The 17,381-nt window shown below is 34.8% G+C and carries 12 protein-coding genes; 10 read left to right on the top strand and 2 right to left on the bottom strand.

Going from position 1 to position 17,381, the window contains the following annotated elements; genetic code table 11:
* Positions 1–8: 8 nt before the first annotated feature.
* From rnc to pyk, 3 genes are all read left to right on the top strand, one after another.
* Entirely contained in the window at positions 9–755 is a 747-nt protein-coding gene (gene rnc, locus BMX53_RS02070) for a ribonuclease III (RefSeq protein WP_038986978.1), read from the top strand.
* 98 nt (positions 756–853) lie between these two features.
* Complete coding sequence (locus tag BMX53_RS02065; protein WP_038986979.1) at positions 854–1,345, top strand: IPExxxVDY family protein; 492 nt, start codon at positions 854–856, stop codon at positions 1,343–1,345.
* 4 nt (positions 1,346–1,349) lie between these two features.
* Positions 1,350–2,780: a pyruvate kinase gene (pyk, locus tag BMX53_RS02060; protein ID WP_038986980.1), complete on the top strand. Its 1,431-nt coding sequence runs from the start codon at positions 1,350–1,352 to the stop codon at positions 2,778–2,780.
* 125 nt (positions 2,781–2,905) lie between these two features.
* On the opposite strand, the gene BMX53_RS02055 is transcribed toward pyk, so the two are convergent.
* The gene (locus tag BMX53_RS02055; protein ID WP_038986981.1) at positions 2,906–3,508 is read right to left on the bottom strand and encodes a superoxide dismutase; all 603 of its coding nucleotides are present in this window, start codon (positions 3,506–3,508) and stop codon (positions 2,906–2,908) included.
* Positions 3,509–3,618: 110 nt separating this feature from the next.
* Between BMX53_RS02055 and BMX53_RS02050 the strand changes: the two genes are divergently transcribed.
* The 4 genes from BMX53_RS02050 to BMX53_RS02035 all read left to right on the top strand — a co-directional run bounded on the left by BMX53_RS02050 (position 3,619) and on the right by BMX53_RS02035 (position 12,512).
* The gene (locus tag BMX53_RS02050) at positions 3,619–6,768 is read left to right on the top strand and encodes a UvrD-helicase domain-containing protein (protein ID WP_038986982.1); all 3,150 of its coding nucleotides are present in this window, start codon (positions 3,619–3,621) and stop codon (positions 6,766–6,768) included.
* Positions 6,769–6,807: 39 nt separating this feature from the next.
* Positions 6,808–8,001, top strand: a complete 1,194-nt coding sequence (gene kbl, locus BMX53_RS02045) for a glycine C-acetyltransferase (RefSeq protein ID WP_038986983.1) — start codon at positions 6,808–6,810, stop codon at positions 7,999–8,001.
* A gap of 111 nt (positions 8,002–8,112) precedes the next feature.
* Positions 8,113–9,675: an OmpA family protein gene (locus tag BMX53_RS02040; RefSeq protein WP_074744371.1), complete on the top strand. Its 1,563-nt coding sequence runs from the start codon at positions 8,113–8,115 to the stop codon at positions 9,673–9,675.
* 71 nt (positions 9,676–9,746) lie between these two features.
* Positions 9,747–12,512 carry a PD-(D/E)XK nuclease family protein gene (locus BMX53_RS02035; protein ID WP_074744369.1) on the top strand — a complete coding sequence of 922 codons (2,766 nt, stop codon included), beginning with the start codon at positions 9,747–9,749 and terminating at the stop codon, positions 12,510–12,512.
* A gap of 31 nt (positions 12,513–12,543) precedes the next feature.
* On the opposite strand, the gene BMX53_RS02030 is transcribed toward BMX53_RS02035, so the two are convergent.
* The gene (locus BMX53_RS02030; protein WP_074744367.1) at positions 12,544–13,326 is read right to left on the bottom strand and encodes an alpha/beta fold hydrolase; all 783 of its coding nucleotides are present in this window, start codon (positions 13,324–13,326) and stop codon (positions 12,544–12,546) included.
* Between the two features lie 144 nt (positions 13,327–13,470).
* Between BMX53_RS02030 and BMX53_RS02025 the strand changes: the two genes are divergently transcribed.
* The 3 genes from BMX53_RS02025 to BMX53_RS02015 all read left to right on the top strand — a co-directional run bounded on the left by BMX53_RS02025 (position 13,471) and on the right by BMX53_RS02015 (position 17,345).
* The gene (locus BMX53_RS02025; RefSeq protein WP_074744365.1) at positions 13,471–14,319 is read left to right on the top strand and encodes a ChaN family lipoprotein; all 849 of its coding nucleotides are present in this window, start codon (positions 13,471–13,473) and stop codon (positions 14,317–14,319) included.
* 182 nt (positions 14,320–14,501) lie between these two features.
* Positions 14,502–15,326, top strand: a complete 825-nt coding sequence (locus tag BMX53_RS02020; RefSeq protein WP_038986988.1) for a succinate dehydrogenase cytochrome b subunit — start codon at positions 14,502–14,504, stop codon at positions 15,324–15,326.
* Positions 15,327–15,344: 18 nt separating this feature from the next.
* Complete coding sequence (locus tag BMX53_RS02015; RefSeq protein ID WP_038986989.1) at positions 15,345–17,345, top strand: fumarate reductase/succinate dehydrogenase flavoprotein subunit; 2,001 nt, start codon at positions 15,345–15,347, stop codon at positions 17,343–17,345.
* Positions 17,346–17,381: the final 36 nt, after the last annotated feature.

The following is a 17,381-nucleotide window of genomic DNA, read 5'->3' as shown; positions in this document are numbered from 1 at the left end:
CTGTAAAGATGAAAAAGTTACTAAATAGAATATTCAACAATTCCCGTTCCTTCAGTAATGAAGACGGGAATTTTTGTCGAAAGGTGACTCAAATAGTTGGGGTAAAACCTGTAGAATTATCTTATTATAAAGTTGCATTTACCCATCGCTCTATGAATAGATGTGATGAGGCTGGACATCCTATTAACTACGAAAGACTCGAGTTTTTAGGGGATGCAATGTTAGGGTCTGTTATCGCTTCTTATCTCTATATAGAGGTACCTAGTGGCGATGAGGGATACTTGACTAAAATGCGTTCTAAGATAGTGAGTAGAGAGAATCTTAATCACATCGGTAAAGAACTTGATTTAATCTCTCAAGTAGAGAGTAAGATGGGGAACCAACAGTTCGGAGAGAATATTCATGGTAATTTATTAGAAGCTATTATTGGCGCTATTTACCTAGATCGTGGATATCCTGCTTGTGAGAAGTTTATTCATGAGAAACTGCTTAGTACAGTTGAGGATATACAACAATTAGAGACTAAAATTACTAGCTATAAAAGCTTATTGATAGAGTGGTGTCAAAAGAGAAAGCATACTTTTAAGTATGATACTTTCGAAGAGGATACTGCTGAAGAATTAAAGTACTTCGGCGTTCGTTTATTCATAGACGATAAGCTAGTGGCGAGAGCAAGAGCCACTTCTAAGAAGAAAGCAGAAGAAAAAGCTTCTCAGAGAGCTTATTTTGCATTCCAGGAACAGATAAAGCAATAGTTATTTGTCAATTTCTTAACTTTTTTATAAACTATAATACAGCTGTTTACTATAACTAGCTGAATTAAAGTTGTATATTTGTATTGCAAATTTATGATATGGGGGCAATTATTAAGCATAAGCTAGAAGATTTTGACAGTGAAGATTACCGCTTAATCGCCATACATACTTCCCGCAAAGAAGATTATAAAGTAGTATATTTTATTAATTCTATACTTGAGATCAATCTGGTAAGGAGTAAAGAAGATGTAGATATCTTTACAGATGTCGGACATGCTTTTTTTTCTTTTTATGAATATGACGATATTGATCATCATGTTTATTGGAAGGTGGTCGCGAATAAGGCTTTCTTAATTCCTGAATCTGGATTAGATTCACCGTTATTTATCTCAGCCAACCATCCAGTAACTAAACAAGGGTATTTATTACCCGAACTAAAAGCGGTCGATTATCTAATAAAAATTGAAGAAACGGACAGTCAATTTGAAATTGGTACAATCATTGAGCGTTTAAATACAGTTAAATTAATATCTACTGCTTATGAAATTAGACAGGAGGTATTGAAAAATAAAACGAACTTAATTTTTTAAAAATATGTTAGCACAAAAAAAGACGAAAATCGTAGCAACGTTAGGACCTGCATCTAGTACAAGAGAGGTACTACATGATATGATCAAAGCTGGTGTAAATGTTTTTAGAATCAACTTTTCACATGCTGATTATAAAGATGTTCAAGAGAAAGTAAATATAATCCGCGATTTAAATCGCGAATTTGGATACACTACATCTATTTTAGGTGACTTACAAGGGCCTAAATTAAGAGTAGGTGTGATGTCAGAAGATGTTATCGTTAACCCAGGTGATGTTATTACATTTTCGACAAAAGAAGAATTTAAAGGTGACGCAGAACGCGTTTATATGAACTATAAAAAATTCCCAACTGATGTAAATGCAGGTGAGAGAATTTTATTAGACGATGGTAAGCTTATCTTCGAAGTGTTAGAAACAAACGGAGAAGATGAAGTTAAAACTGTAGTTATTCAAGGAGGACCTCTTAAGTCTAAAAAAGGAGTTAACCTTCCGATGACTAAAGTTTCTTTACCAGCCTTAACTGAGAAAGATATTAGAGATGCTATTTTTGCTTGTGAATTACAAGTGGATTGGATTGCGTTATCATTCGTACGTACTCCAGAAGACTTAATGGATTTACAGAATTTGATTAAAGAGCATTCAGATCATAAAATTCCAATTATAGCTAAAATCGAGAAACCTGAAGCAGTTAAAAATATTAAGAAATTAGTAGCTTACTGTGATGGTCTAATGGTAGCTCGTGGAGACTTAGGTGTGGAGATTCCTGCACAAGAGGTTCCATTAATCCAAAAAGAATTAGTACACGTAGCTAAAAATGCTAGAATCCCTGTTATCATCGCAACTCAGATGATGGAAACTATGATCTCTAGTCTTACTCCTACTAGAGCGGAGGTAAATGACGTAGCTAACTCTGTAATGGATGGTGCTGATGCTGTAATGTTATCTGGGGAAACTTCTGTAGGTAGCTACCCAGTACAAGTAATCGAGAAGATGACTCAAATCATTCAAAGTGTTGAGACTTCTCCATTAATTAAAGTGCCTCAAAGTCCACCTACGATTAAAACAAATCGTTATATCACTAAAAACATTTGTTACCACGCTGCTTTAATGGCAAATGATATTGAAGCTAAAGCAATCTGTACATTGACAAATAGTGGATATACAGCATTCCAAATTTCGGCTTGGAGACCAAATAGTAATATCTTAGTGTTCTCTTCGAACCGTCGTATTATTACTCAATTAAACTTATTATGGGGAGTGCAAGCATTCTACTACGATAAGTATGTGAGTACAGACGATACTATCGAAGATATCAATGCTATGGTAAAAGAGAAAGGATTAGCTAATCCTGGAGATATGGTTATCAACCTTGCTGCTATGCCTATTATTGAAAAAGGTATGGTAAATACATTGAGAATTTCTGAAGTAAAATAACCTTCGGATATAGATATAGAGAAGCCCAAAACATTGTTTTGGGCTTTTTTTTTTGGTTTATAGGCATAAAAAAAGCTCCACATAGTGGAGCTTTTAATAGTTTGTAATTTAGGTGCAAAAGTTAATTATTTTGCCTCTGCGTATCTTCTAGCTACTTCAGCCCAGTTGATTACATTAAAGAAAGCATTAATGTAGTCAGGACGACGGTTTTGGTAGTTTAAGTAATATGCGTGTTCCCAAACGTCCATTCCTAAGATTGGAGTTCCTCCATTGATGCTAGGCATTAATGGGTTGTCTTGGTTAGGAGTACCAGATACTTCTAGTTTTCCGTCTTTAACAGATAACCAAGCCCATCCAGAACCGAATTGTGTAGCACCAGCTTTAGCGAAAGCATCTTTGAAGTTTTCGAAAGATCCGAAAGTTTCAGTGATAGCAGCAGCTAATTCACCTGTAGGCTCACCACCTCCATTAGGAGTCATTACAGTCCAGAATAAGTTGTGGTTGTAAAAACCACCACCATTGTTACGTACTGCACCTTTAGTCATATCTAAGTTAGTAAGGATTTCTTCGATAGTTTTTCCTTCTAATTCAGTACCAGCGATAGCTGCGTTAAGGTTAGTAGTGTAAGCATTATGGTGTTTAGTATGATGGATCTCCATCGTACGAGCATCAATATGTGGTTCTAATGCATCGTATGCATAAGGTAATTTTGGTAATTCGAAAGCCATAATTCGTATTATTTAAAGATTAATATTAATTTTATTTCAAAATTAAACAAATAAAGCCTAATACGGAAAGGTTCTACTGTTTAATATAAGTTAATATAATCCCTTCTTACATGATTGATAAGCCTTCATTTTCAATATATAACGCCTCAGCAGGCTCTGGTAAAACGCATACTTTAGTTAAAGAATATCTGAAGATATTGCTGCTGGATAAGCAAGATGATGCTTATAAGAAGATATTAGCTATCACTTTTACGAATAAAGCTGTGGCAGAAATGAAGACTCGCGTGGTCTCATGCTTAAATGCATTCTCTAAAGAGACGCTAGATCCAAAGTATGAGAGTATCTTTAATCAAGTACAAGAGGATACAGAATTGAGTAAGGAATTTATACAAGCTAAGGCTGGACGTATCATTCGAAGTATTATTCATAACTATGCTTCTTTTGATATATCTACTATAGATAAGTTTACGCATAAGGTTATCCGTTCGTTTGCATTCGATTTGGATTTGCCAATGACCTTTGAGGTTTCTTTGGATTCTGATGAGTTATTGCAAGAAGCGGTAGATGCTGTAATTGCGAAGGCTGGTGTGGATAGTGAGTTGACAGACTTATTAATTGACTTCTCTTTAGATAAAGCGGATAACGATAAGAGTTGGGATATCACGAGGGAGTTAAAAGATGTAGGGTCGTTACTATTAAATGAAAATAACAGAGAAGAGATAGCTTTGTTTGCTGAACATACGCTTGAGGATTTTGTCAAAGTAAGAGATTTCTTAAGAAGTGAAATTAGGAGAATTGGTACAGAGACAGTTGAATTAGGAAAGCAAATTGCTTTAGTGATACAACAGAATGGGATGGATCCTAAATCGTTCTCTAGGGGTACATTTATTCGTCATATTGAAAATATTATTGCAGACAACGATAGCGCTCAAGACAGAAAGTATCTAGAATTTGACGATGTACAATTGCTTAAAGCAGCAAAGGATAGGGACTTAATAGAAGGATTTATACCTGAGTTTTTGAAAGTACTCGGACAGATTTATGAGATGTACTCTCGACGTGCTTTTTATAAGGCATTCTTGAAGAATTTAACTCCACTTTCTTTATTGAGCACTATCGGTCAAGAAATGGATAAGATACAGGAGGAACAGAATATACTTTCTATTACTCAATTTAATGCGATTATCCATAATGAGATACAGAATCAACCTGCGCCGTTTATTTATGAACGTCTAGGAGAGCGTTATCATCATTTTTTTATTGATGAGTTTCAAGATACTTCAGAGATGCAGTGGCAAAACTTAGTACCATTAATAGATAATGCTCTAGCAGGAGAAGATCTTACAGGGACTAAAGGAAGTCTGATGATCGTAGGGGACCCTAAACAATCTATTTATCGATGGAGAGGTGGAAAGGCGGAACAATTTATCGCATTGAGTAAAGAAGAAAACCCGTTCTCAAATCCTGATAAACAAACAATCAACTTAGGGAGAAACTACAGAAGTTATGCAGAGGTAATTAACTTTAATAATAGATTCTTTAAGGATGTTTCTCGCAATTTTGTGAATGAGGATTACAAGGATTTATATGAAAATAACAGTCACCAGGAGGTTAATAGTAAGACTGGTGGATATGTCAATATTACTTTCTTAAAGAAAGAAGAAGGTGAGGAGGCAGAAGCTAAAGATATGCAGTATGCTAATGCTACTTTGGATGCAATTCATCAAGCATTGGAACAGGGCTTTGAGTTAAAAGATATTGTCATCTTGACTAGAAAGCGTGATCATGGAGTATTGTTAGCTAATTTTTTGACTGAGAATGGACTGGAGATATTGTCTTCTGATTCACTATTGATTAACAATGCTAGCGAGGTACGTTTAATTATCAATGTTCTTAAGTTTTTAAAAACTGAAAGAGATCTAGAGGCTAAGATGATGTTGCTTTATTATGTGAGTAATAAGCGCGATGATCTAACAACAAAACATGATTTTATAAAAGAAGGGTTGTCTTTTGAGACAGAAAAAGAGTTTGAATCTTGGCTGGTGGATAATGGTGTACCAATATCTTTTGAAGCATGTCGTTCTAAGTCGCTATACGATGCAGTAGAAGCTATTGTATTGGCGTTCTTACCAGACAAGGGAGCTAATTCTTATGTGTTGTATTTCTTGGATTTGGTTTTAGAAAAGTCATTAAAAAATCAATTTGGTATAAGTGACTTCTTAGATTACTGGAATACAAATTATCACAAGTTTAGTATTCCTACGCCAGAAGGGCGTAATGCTGTACAGATAATGACTATTCATAAGTCTAAAGGACTAGAGTTTCCAGTAGTTATATTTCCATTTGCAGAAGAAGATTTTACAAGACCTAGTCGTGATAAACTTTGGGTAAATGTCGAAACTGATAAAGATCAAATAGTTTTTCCGAAAGCACTGGTAGATTCTAAGAAGGAAGTAGTAGAGTATGGTGAATATGCTCAGCAACTTTATGAGAAAAAAGAACAAGAGATGCTGCTGGATAATGTGAATGTGCTCTACGTAGCTTTAACTCGTGCTGAAGAGCAGTTATATGTTATTAGTTATAAGAATGTGACTGCTAAAGGAGAGTTTAAAAATAACCTTTCGAAGTTCTTCTTAGAGTTTTTATTTGCAGAAGGATTGTATAATGATGTGGATTTAGTCTACGAATTTGGTGTAAAAGAACGCGTATCTAAGAGGGTAGAAATAGATAGTGATGAGCTAAATAAAATGATTTTACCTGTGAAGTCTGTACTGGACTTTGAGGCAATAAAGATAGCTCAGCGCGAGGCATTGATGTGGGATTCTCATAATCAGCGTGCGATAGAATACGGAAATTTGGTACACAAGTTGATGTCATTTATACAGGATCACAGAGATGTAAAGGCTGTAGTAAATGAAGGTCTTGAAAAAGGATTGATTCAGGAGGATGTAAAAGAAAGCTTCGAAGAGATTATTCAACGAATAGTTAATCATCCTGATTTAGAAATTTTCTTTAGAGAGGATAACATCGTGTTTAATGAACGAGTAATTATTGGTCCTTATCAACGTAATACTATTCCTGATAGGGTGGTAGTGAGAGGAAAAGAGGCTTATGTCCTAGACTATAAAACAGGAAAGGAAGAAGAGAAATATAAAGAACAGGTGAAGGCTTATGGGGCATCTCTAGAGGAAATGGGGTATCAAGTCGTTAAAATGGTCTTGTTGTATACAGGAGAGAACTTAAATATGATACATTTGTAAGATAAATGTATAAAACGTTTAAAAGCTAAAATATATAATATGTACGGAAAGATTAAAGATTATCTTCAGAATGAATTGAAGACGATAGAAGATAATGGACTTTTTAAAAAAGAGCGAATTATTACTTCTCCACAAGGAGCGGAAATCACAGTATCAACAGGTGATAAAGTTTTAAATTTTTGTGCAAATAACTATTTAGGGTTATCATCACATCCAGAAGTTATTAAAGCAGCAAAAGAGGCTTTAGATACACACGGATTTGGTATGTCTTCGGTTCGTTTTATTTGTGGTACACAAGATATTCACAAGAAATTAGAATCAACTATTGCTGATTTTTACGGTACTGAAGATACTATTTTATATGCTGCTGCTTTTGATGCTAATGGTGGTGTATTTGAGCCATTATTAGGGGCAGAAGATGCTATTATTTCAGATAGTTTAAACCACGCATCTATTATTGATGGGGTAAGATTGTGTAAAGCTGCTCGTTACCGTTATGAAAATAACAATATGGCAGACTTAGAAGAGCAATTAATCAAAGCGAATGAAGCTGGACACCGTTTTAAAATTATCGTTACAGATGGTGTATTCTCTATGGACGGATTAGTAGCGCCATTAGATAAGATATGTGATCTTGCTGATAAATATGATGCATTAGTAATGGTGGATGAATGTCATGCTGCTGGATTTATTGGTGCAACAGGAAAAGGTACTTTAGAAGCTAAAAATGTAATGGGACGTGTAGATATTATCACAGGAACATTAGGAAAAGCTTTAGGAGGAGCAATGGGTGGATATACAACAGGTAAAAAAGAAATTATCGAGTTGTTAAGACAACGTTCTAGACCATATTTATTCTCTAACTCTTTAGCGCCAATGATCGTTGGGGCTTCTATCAAAGTATTTGAATTACTTCAGAATGACACTTCTTTAAGAGATAAATTAGAGTGGAATACAAATTACTTTAAAGCAGGATTGAAAAAAGCAGGTTTTGATTTCATAGATGGAGATTCTGCTATCGTTCCAGTAATGTTATACGATGCAAAATTATCTCAAGTAATGGCAGATCGTTTATTAGAAAAAGGTGTTTATGTGACTGGATTCTTCTATCCTGTTGTTCCACAAGGTAAAGCTAGAATACGTGTACAATTATCTGCTGCACATACTCAAGAGCATTTGGATAAAACTATCGCAGCCTTCACAGAAGTTGGTAAAGAGTTAAAAGTTATCTAATTAAAAAAACAATTTTCAATAAAAAGGACGATTCTTAACGAAATTTTTTGTAAATCTTGATTGAGAATTGTACTTTTGCTAGATTATTACGGTAAAGTAAAAATAAAAGTTATGAAACATTTCAACAAATTATTTGCAGCAGCAGTACTTTGTGCAGGGCTTTCAGCTCAAGCGCAAGACGCTGATCATCCTTGGGCTGTAACGGTTGGAGCTAACGCTGTTAACACAAAAGTTAGTACAACTAGTAACTTCTCAAACAGAATGGGAGGGTATTTCAAAACTAGTGATTGGAATATTCTACCATCAGTATCATACTTAAACGTAGCTAGATACTTAGGAGATGGATTTTCTATTGGTTTAGTAGGGTCAGTTAACAAAATTGACAAATTTATCGCTCCTGCTTCAGAAGGGTATTTAAAATACAACCCAGGAGACTTAACTTATTATGGAATTGATGCTGAGATCAAATACAGCTTCAAGGAAATTTTAAAATCTAAAGTAATCGATCCATTTATCTTAGTAGGTGGAGGTTATACTTTTATGGGAGATGCTAGTCAAGGAACTGTTAACGGAGGAGCTGGATTAAACTTCTGGTTCACTAAAAACGTTGCTTTAACTGTGCAATCTACTTATAAACATTCATTCTCTGATTCTAGATTACCAGACGTAGGAGTTGCTTCGCATATCCAACACTTCGCAGGTATCCGTTTCCAATTTGGTGGAAAAGATACTGATGGAGATGGAATCTTAGACAAATATGACGAATGTCCAGAAGTTCCTGGTTTAGCTGAGTTCAACGGATGTCCTGATACTGACGGTGACGGTATTCCAGATCATTTAGATGAGTGTCCAGATGTACCTGGTTTACCAGAATTCAACGGATGTCCTGATACAGACGGAGATGGTATTCCAGATAATAAAGACGAATGTCCAGAAGTTCCTGGTTTAGCTGAGTTCAACGGATGTCCTGATACTGACGGTGACGGTATTCCAGATCATTTAGATGAGTGTCCAGATGTACCTGGTTTACCAGAATTCAACGGATGTCCTGATACAGACGGAGATGGTATTCCAGATAATAAAGACGAATGTCCAGAAGTTCCTGGTTTAGCTGAGTTCAACGGATGTCCTGATACAGACGGAGATGGAGTGCCAGATAATAAAGACGAATGTCCAGAAGTTCCTGGTCCAAAAGAAAACAAAGGTTGTCCTTGGCCAGATAGAGACGGAGACGGAGTGCCTGATCATTTAGACAAATGTCCAGATGTACCTGGTCCAGCTTCTAACAATGGATGTCCTGAAGTAAAAGAAATCAAAGCTGAACAAGTAAAACAGCTTAACGATTACGGAAAAACATTATTATTCCACACTGGAAAATATACTTTCCAAGATGCTTCTTACTCAGTGTTAGACAACATGGTGAAAATTATGAAAGAGTACCCAACTGCTAACTTCCACATTGCTGGATATACTGACAGTACAGGTTCTGACAGAATTAACTTACCATTATCTGATAACAGAGCTAACGCTGTAAAAGTTTACTTAATTGAAAAAGGAATCGATTCTTCTAGATTAACTTCTAAAGGATACGGATCTAAAGATCCAATCGCTTCTAACAAAACAGTTAAAGGACGTGAGTTAAACAGACGTGTTGAGATCCAATTAGCAAAATAATTGAATTAAAACATACAATCTATAGAAAACGCTTCGAGTAATCGGAGCGTTTTTTTTTGTAACTTTCACTTATGAATTCAAATACATTTTTAGATAAACTGAGTGCGCAAATTTGTGCTGATTTTCCTGATTCTATGGATAACCTTGTTATCGTTTTACCTAATAAACGAGCTAAGGTTTTCTTGTTGGAAAATTTAAAGAAGTATTATAGATCTAGTGTCTTTGCACCAGAGATTATTAATATTGAAGACTTTATTCAGCAAATATCTAAGATTAGAGGAATTGACTCAATCGAGTTACTCTTTAAGTTTTATGTTGTTTATCAAGAGGTAGAACAAACAAACGCTCAAGACTTTGATCATTTTGCGAGTTGGGCAAATATGTTGTTAGGAGATTTTAATGAAGTTGATCGATATCTACTTGATCCAAATTATGTTTTCTCATATTTGAAAAATATTGAAGATATCAAACACTGGTCTTTAGATCCTGAAAAAAAGACTGATTTGATAGAGAACTACTTAGCTTTTTGGGAGCAGATACCAGTGTACTATAAAAGATTTTATGAAGTTTTATTAGAAGAACGTGTTGGTTATCAAGGGATGATCTATAGGGAGGCTGTGAAACTTCATAAGGAGTTTTTAAATAGAAATAATAAGGTTTATTATTTCGCTGGTTTTAATGCACTCAATGCAGCTGAGGAAAAGATTATTCAGCATTTTCTATTAGAGAAAAGAGGTAAAGTTTTTTGGGATATAGATAAGCATTTTATTGAAGATCCTTATCACGATGCTGGTCTGTTCTTAAGAAGAATAAAACGAAATTGGACTCACTATCAGTATAATCCATTTGAATGGATGGTTGATGAATTCGGAAAAGAGAAGAATATTCAAGTTATACAAACGCCTAAGAGTGTTGGTCAAGCTAAGATAGCAGGACAGATAGTGGAAGGATTGGGAGAAGAGGCGTCAAGATTAGAGAAAGTAGCAATAGTGTTAGGAGAAGAAAATCTTCTATTACCTGTTTTACACAGCTTGCCTTCAAGTGTGTCAAGTCTGAATATTACAATGGGGTATAGTGGAAAGAGTAATCCTATACAGATCTTGTTGAATAAGATATTTAAACTGCATTTATCGGCTATTCGTAGATCTGGTAAGCAGTATGTTGTGTATTACAAAGAGATATTGGATGTGTTGACAAATCCTGTGTTAGCTCAAATAATTGCACCAGATGAGGTTATAAAAGAGATAAATGATCGTAATCTTAGCTTCTTTAGCTTAAAGCGATTTGGGGAATGGATTGATAGTGATACTTATCCATTGAGAAGGCTTGTTTTTAAAGCTTGGAAAGAGCTAACACCAGTAGAAGTCTTGCAGAATCTTATTGAGATTGTTTTGGCAATTAAAAATAGCTTGAATGATGAAGTACATAGTGAGCGTATTAGTAAAACGTTTTTGTATTCGTCTTATCAAATGCTTAATAGATTAGTGTCTTACTGCCAGCGTTATCAGTTTATACAGAGTTATGATACATTGTATTCCCTGTTTAAACAAGTAATGGATATGTCAGAAGTTTCTTTTGAAGGTGAGCCTTTAGAAGGATTGCAAATTATGGGAGTTCTTGAAAGTAGGGTATTAGACTTTGACACTGTTATTGTTACTTCTGTTAATGAAGGTAAGTTTCCTGCAGGAAAGTCAATTAATTCTTTTATTCCGTATGATGTAAAGAGAGAAATAGGATTGCCAACGTATAAAGAGAAGGACGCTATTTATAGTTATCACTTCTACCATTTATTGTTAAGAGCTAAGAATGTTTATCTTTTATACAATTCTCAATCAGAAGGAATGGATGCGGGTGAGAAAAGTAGATTTTTGACTCAGTTAGAGGTAGAGCAGTTAGCTAATCACAATGTTAAGTATATCACATACTCTGCGGATTTGCCTGAGAAGGCTAATGAGTTGATACAAATACCAAAATCTCAACTACTACAAGAAGAGTTGAAGAGAATCTCAACGACAAAAGGTTTTTCTCCATCTGCATTATCTAATTATCTGCGTAATCCAATACAGTTTTATCTACAGCGAATATTGCGTATTAGAGAGGTAGAAGAAGTAGAAGAAAGTGTGGCTTTGAATACTTTAGGGACGATTATTCATAATTCTCTAGAGAATTTATATAAGCCTTACAAAGGTGCGCGCTTAACAGTAGATATAATTAAGAGTATTCAACGCAAGGCTGATGAAGAGGTACAAACTCAGTTCGAGGAAGTATATAATAGTGATAAGGAGAAGATAGGAAAGAATCTACTTGCTTTTGAAGTAGCAAAGCGTAATGTATATCATTTCTTAGAAGGTGAGTTAGAAAAGTTAAATGAAGGTGATGATATTCTGCTATTAGAACTTGAAACAGAATTGACGTATACTCTAGTTGATGATAGATTGCCTTATCCTATTAATTTGTTTGGATTTGTGGACCGTATTGAAGAACGCAACGGGGTTATTCGTGTTATTGATTATAAGAGTGGAAAGGTAGCTTCTACTAATGTGAGGTTAAGTAATTGGGAAGGATTGACCCTAGATCTTAAAAATGATAAGATTATACAGTTGTTATGTTATGCTTTGATGTATACTAAAAATGATAGTATGCAGTCTGTAGAGGCGGGTATTTATTCGTTTAAAAATAGAAAAGAGGGATTCTTATTCTTTGGAGTTAATGAAGGTAGAAATAATGTTAATCATGCTATAACACAAGAGACTTTAGCATTATTTAAAGATGAGTTAGTGACTTTGTTATTAGAAATACTTAATCCTGATATAGACTTTATTGAAAATGAGTTATAAATAGAAAAAGGAAAGCAACGCTTTCCTTTTTCTATTTTAGGCTATTGGTTAAAGCTTCTAATAGTTCTTCTTTGGCTTCTATCTGAGGCATATGTCCTGAGTTTATTTCAAATACTTCAGTATCGGTGCCTTCTATTTCTTTTTGTATTTCTTGAGGAGATATTACTGGATCTGATGTTCCTACTATCATTTTGATTGGATATGGAGCAAAGTGAAGCAGTACTTCTCTGTCAGTTCTTGATTTCATTCCTTCTATAGCTGCTATTATTCCTTGTTTTGGAGTTTTTAATGCTATTTCTAGATGGTGTTCTACTTCTTTAGCATGTGTAATCCTTGTCTCTGCTAAGAATGTGTTATTGATAGCCATCGTTACAAACAAGTCACTGTTCTTTTTTATTACTTCTAAAGCTCTATCTCTATTTATTTTTCGATCTGCACTGTCAGCTCTTGTTGAAGATGATACAAGAACAATTTTCTTGACATAATCAGGATATAACTCTCCAAAAGCTAATGACACGTAACCTCCCATAGAGTGACCAATAAGTGTTAACTTTTTTATCTTTAAGGATGAAATAATGGCGTATACCATATCTGCCATATCTTCCATACTGTGTATGTAACCTATGCATCCTGAATCTCCATGTCCTAGTAGGTCAATAGCTATTACTTTATTTTTTTGTGCGAAATAATCAAGATAGTATTCCCACATGGTATTGTCTTCTAAAAAGCCATGTAAGAAGACTAGTGTATTTCCTTTTCCTCTCTCTGTGTAAGAGATATTGGTGTTCTTATATAGAATTTTTGTGGTTCCCATCATTTTAATTTGATGCAAATTTAAAGTTTAGTGTTGTCGAGTCCAACTTTTTACAGTTTTAATAAGTAAATAGTACTTATATATTATCTGTAACAAGTCTAAATAATAGAAAAGTTTATCTTTGCCCAACTAATATTTACAACAATGAAAAAAATACTTACTGCAATTACACTTTTTTGTTCAATGGCTTACGGTCAAAGTGGTGAACCATATCAGATATATACTAAAGAAGGAAAAAAAGTTAGCTATGAAAAGATGGTTAAGAGCTTGTCTAAAAGTGATGTAGTCCTTTTTGGAGAATTTCATAACAATTCATTAGGACACTGGCTTCAATTACAAGTTACACAATCCCTTGGAGCTAAGAAAGAATTAGTGTTAGGGGCTGAAATGTTTGAGGCAGATAATCAAGAAGGTTTAACTAGTTATGTTAGGGGAGAGATTAATGAAGAACAGTTTGGAAAAGATGTTAGACTGTGGAATAATTACAAGACGGATTACAGACCTTTAGTGGAGTATGCTAAAAGCAATAAACTTGATTTTATTGCTACTAATGTGCCAAGAAGATATGCTAGTTTATTGTTTAAAAAGGGTACAGCTGCTTTAGATACGTTAAGTATAGAAGAAAAGGCGTGGATAGCACCATTACCTTTTCCTTATGATGGTAATTTGCCAGGGTACAAAAATATGATGGCAATGTTCGAAGATCATAAAGATGAGAACCTACCAAAAGCACAAGCTATAAAAGATGCAACAATGGGGTATTTTATCAATAAGCAATTTAAAACAGGTAAATTGTTTTTACATTTTAATGGATCTTACCACAGTAATAATTTCGAAGGTATCGTTTGGTATCTGAATCAATACAATTCATCTCTTAAAGTTAGTACTATTACTATGGTTGAGAGTGCAGATGTAGCTAATTTCGAAAATGATAATTTAGGTTTGGCTAACTTTATTATTGTTATAGATGCGAATATTTTAAAGTCTTTTTAACATAACGCTATATAAAATTCTTTAATGTCTTAAAAAATTTCTCGTTTGATTTAAATAGCGTTTTTTTGATTGAATAATTCTTTGTTTGTACTGAGTATAAATAGAGTCCTTGCCTTTGTGCATAACGTTAAGAAGATGTATTTTTGAGAGATTTTTTCAAGAAAAACAATTAAAATTACATTATGGCAAAATCTGCACTTTTAAAGTCATCCTTAGCTAAGAAGTATTGGATGGCTCTTACAGGGTTATTTTTATGCTTGTTTTTAGTAGGTCACTTGGCGGGAAACCTTCAATTGATCTTTGGTGACGCTTCTGCATTCAACGAGTATGCGTTATTTATGACTACTAATCCAGCAGTAAAAGTATTATCTTATGTTACGTACATTTCAATCTTATTTCACGCGATTGATGGTATCGTTTTAACAATCCAAAACAAAAAAGCACGTCCAATCGGATATGCAAAAAACAATGCTGCTGCTAATAGCTCATTTTCTTCTAGAAATATGGCTATTTTAGGAACTTTATTGTTAGTATTCATTGTGACTCACATGGCTAACTTCTGGGCTAAAATGCATTTCGCTGAAATGCCATTACAAAAAGTAGAAGTAAAAGTAGAAGGTCAAGAGCCAGTTTTAATTTATAAAACAGTACAACAACAAGCAATTCCTGTGAATGCTGTAGAAATGGGACAATTAGAGGTTAAAGGTACTCAATTCTTCCAACCAGGTACAGATTTAAAAGTTGCTGACGGATACAAAGATTTACATAAAATTACTGTAGAGTTCTTCAAAAACGAGAAGACTGGATTAATTGCAACAATAGCTTATGTATTAGCTATGGTGGTTTTAGGATTCCACTTATCTCATGGATTTGGTAGTGCATTCCAATCTTTAGGAGTTAATAATCCTAAATATAGAGGATGTATTAAAGGACTTAGCTTTATTATCGCATACGTTATTCCTGCGTTATTTGCTATCATTCCTGTATATATTCATTTTTTTAAATAGTCCTAAAGAAATTTGATCATGAAATTAGATTCTAAAATACCTCAGGGACCACTTGATAAAAAATGGTCTGAATACAAAAATCATATTAAATTAGTTAACCCTGCTAACAAACGTAACATTGATGTTATTGTTGTTGGAACTGGATTAGCTGGTGGTTCTGCTGCTGCTACATTAGCTGAGTTAGGATATAACGTAAAAGCTTTCTGTTACCAAGATTCACCTCGTCGTGCGCACTCTATTGCTGCTCAAGGGGGGATTAACGCATCTAAGAACTACCAAGGAGATGGTGACTCAGTTTACAGATTATTCTATGATACTGTAAAAGGAGGAGATTACCGTGCTCGTGAAGCAAACGTTTACCGTTTAGCTGAAGTTTCTGAAAACATTATTGACCAATGTGTTGCTCAAGGTGTACCTTTTGCACGTGAATACGGAGGTCTTTTAGATAACCGTTCTTTTGGTGGGGTACAAGTATCTCGTACTTTCTACGCTAAAGGACAAACTGGACAACAGTTATTATTAGGAGCATATTCTGCTATGAACCGTCAAATCGGTCGTGGTAAAATCCAAATGTATAACCGTCATGAGATGTTAGACATCGTATTAGTTGATGGTAAAGCAAGAGGTATTATTGCTCGTAACTTAATCAATGGTGAGATTGAACGTCACTCTGCACACGCTGTAGTTATTTGTACAGGTGGTTACGGAAACGTATTCTTCTTATCTACAAATGCAATGGGATCTAACGTTACTGCTGCTTGGAAAGCACACAAACGTGGAGCATATTTTGCTAACCCTTGTTATACTCAAATTCACCCAACTTGTATTCCTGTAACTGGTGACCACCAATCAAAACTTACTTTGATGTCTGAGTCATTACGTAACGATGGACGTATTTGGGTTCCTGCAAAAATGGAAGATGCTGTAGCAATTAGAGAAGGTAGATTAAAACCAACTCAAATCGCTGAAGAAGATAGAGATTACTACTTAGAAAGAAGATATCCATCATTCGGTAACTTAGTACCTCGTGACGTTGCGTCTCGTGCTGCTAAAGAAAGATGTGATGCTGGATATGGAGTAAACGCTACAGGTGAAGCCGTATACTTAGATTTCGCTTCTGCTATTGAGCGTTACGGTAAAGAACAAGCTCGTATTCACCACATGGATGAGAACGACGCTAAGTTAGTTTATAAATTAGGTAGAGACGTAGTTGAGAATAAGTATGGTAACTTATTCCAAATGTATGAGAAAATTGTTGATGAGGATCCATATACTACTCCTATGATGATTTACCCTGCTGTTCACTATACAATGGGAGGATTATGGGTAGATTACAACTTAATGTCTACTATCGAAGGATGTTATGTATTAGGAGAGGCTAACTTCTCTGACCATGGTGCTAACCGCCTTGGAGCTTCTGCTTTAATGCAAGGTTTAGCTGATGGATACTTTGTATTACCATATACTATTGGTGATTACTTAGCTAATGATATTCGTACAGGTGCTATCCCAACTGATTTACCTGAGTTTGACGCTGCTGAGAAAAATGTTCGTGGTATGATCGACCATTTAATTAGCAATAACGGTACACATTCAGTTGACTACTTCCACAAGAAGTTAGGAAAAATTATGTGGGATAAAGTAGGTATGGCTCGTAATGCTAAAGGTTTAACTGAAGCTATGGCTGAGATTGCTCAGTTAAGAGAAGAGTTCTACAAAGACGTGAAAGTATCAGGTACTAATGAAAGCTTTAACCAAGAGTTAGAGAAAGCATTAAGAGTAGCTGATTACTTAGAATTAGGTGAATTATTCGCTAAAGACGCTTTACACCGTGAAGAGTCTTGTGGAGGTCACTTCCGTGAAGAGCACCAAACTGAGGATGGTGAAGCAAAACGTGATGACGAGAACTTCGCATACGTTGCTGCTTGGGAATACAAAGGTAACCCAAGTGAAGCAGTGCTTCATAAAGAAGACTTAGTTTATGAAAACATTAAATTGGTAACTCGTAGTTATAAATAATATTGAGGCTTTGGTCTTCGGACCAAACCTTATTGT

Source organism: Myroides marinus (assembly GCF_900109075.1).
Lineage (GTDB): Bacteria > Bacteroidota > Bacteroidia > Flavobacteriales > Flavobacteriaceae > Flavobacterium > Flavobacterium marinum_A.
Note: the sequence above shows the minus strand (reverse complement) of the source record. Positions and strands in the feature narration are given on the sequence as shown.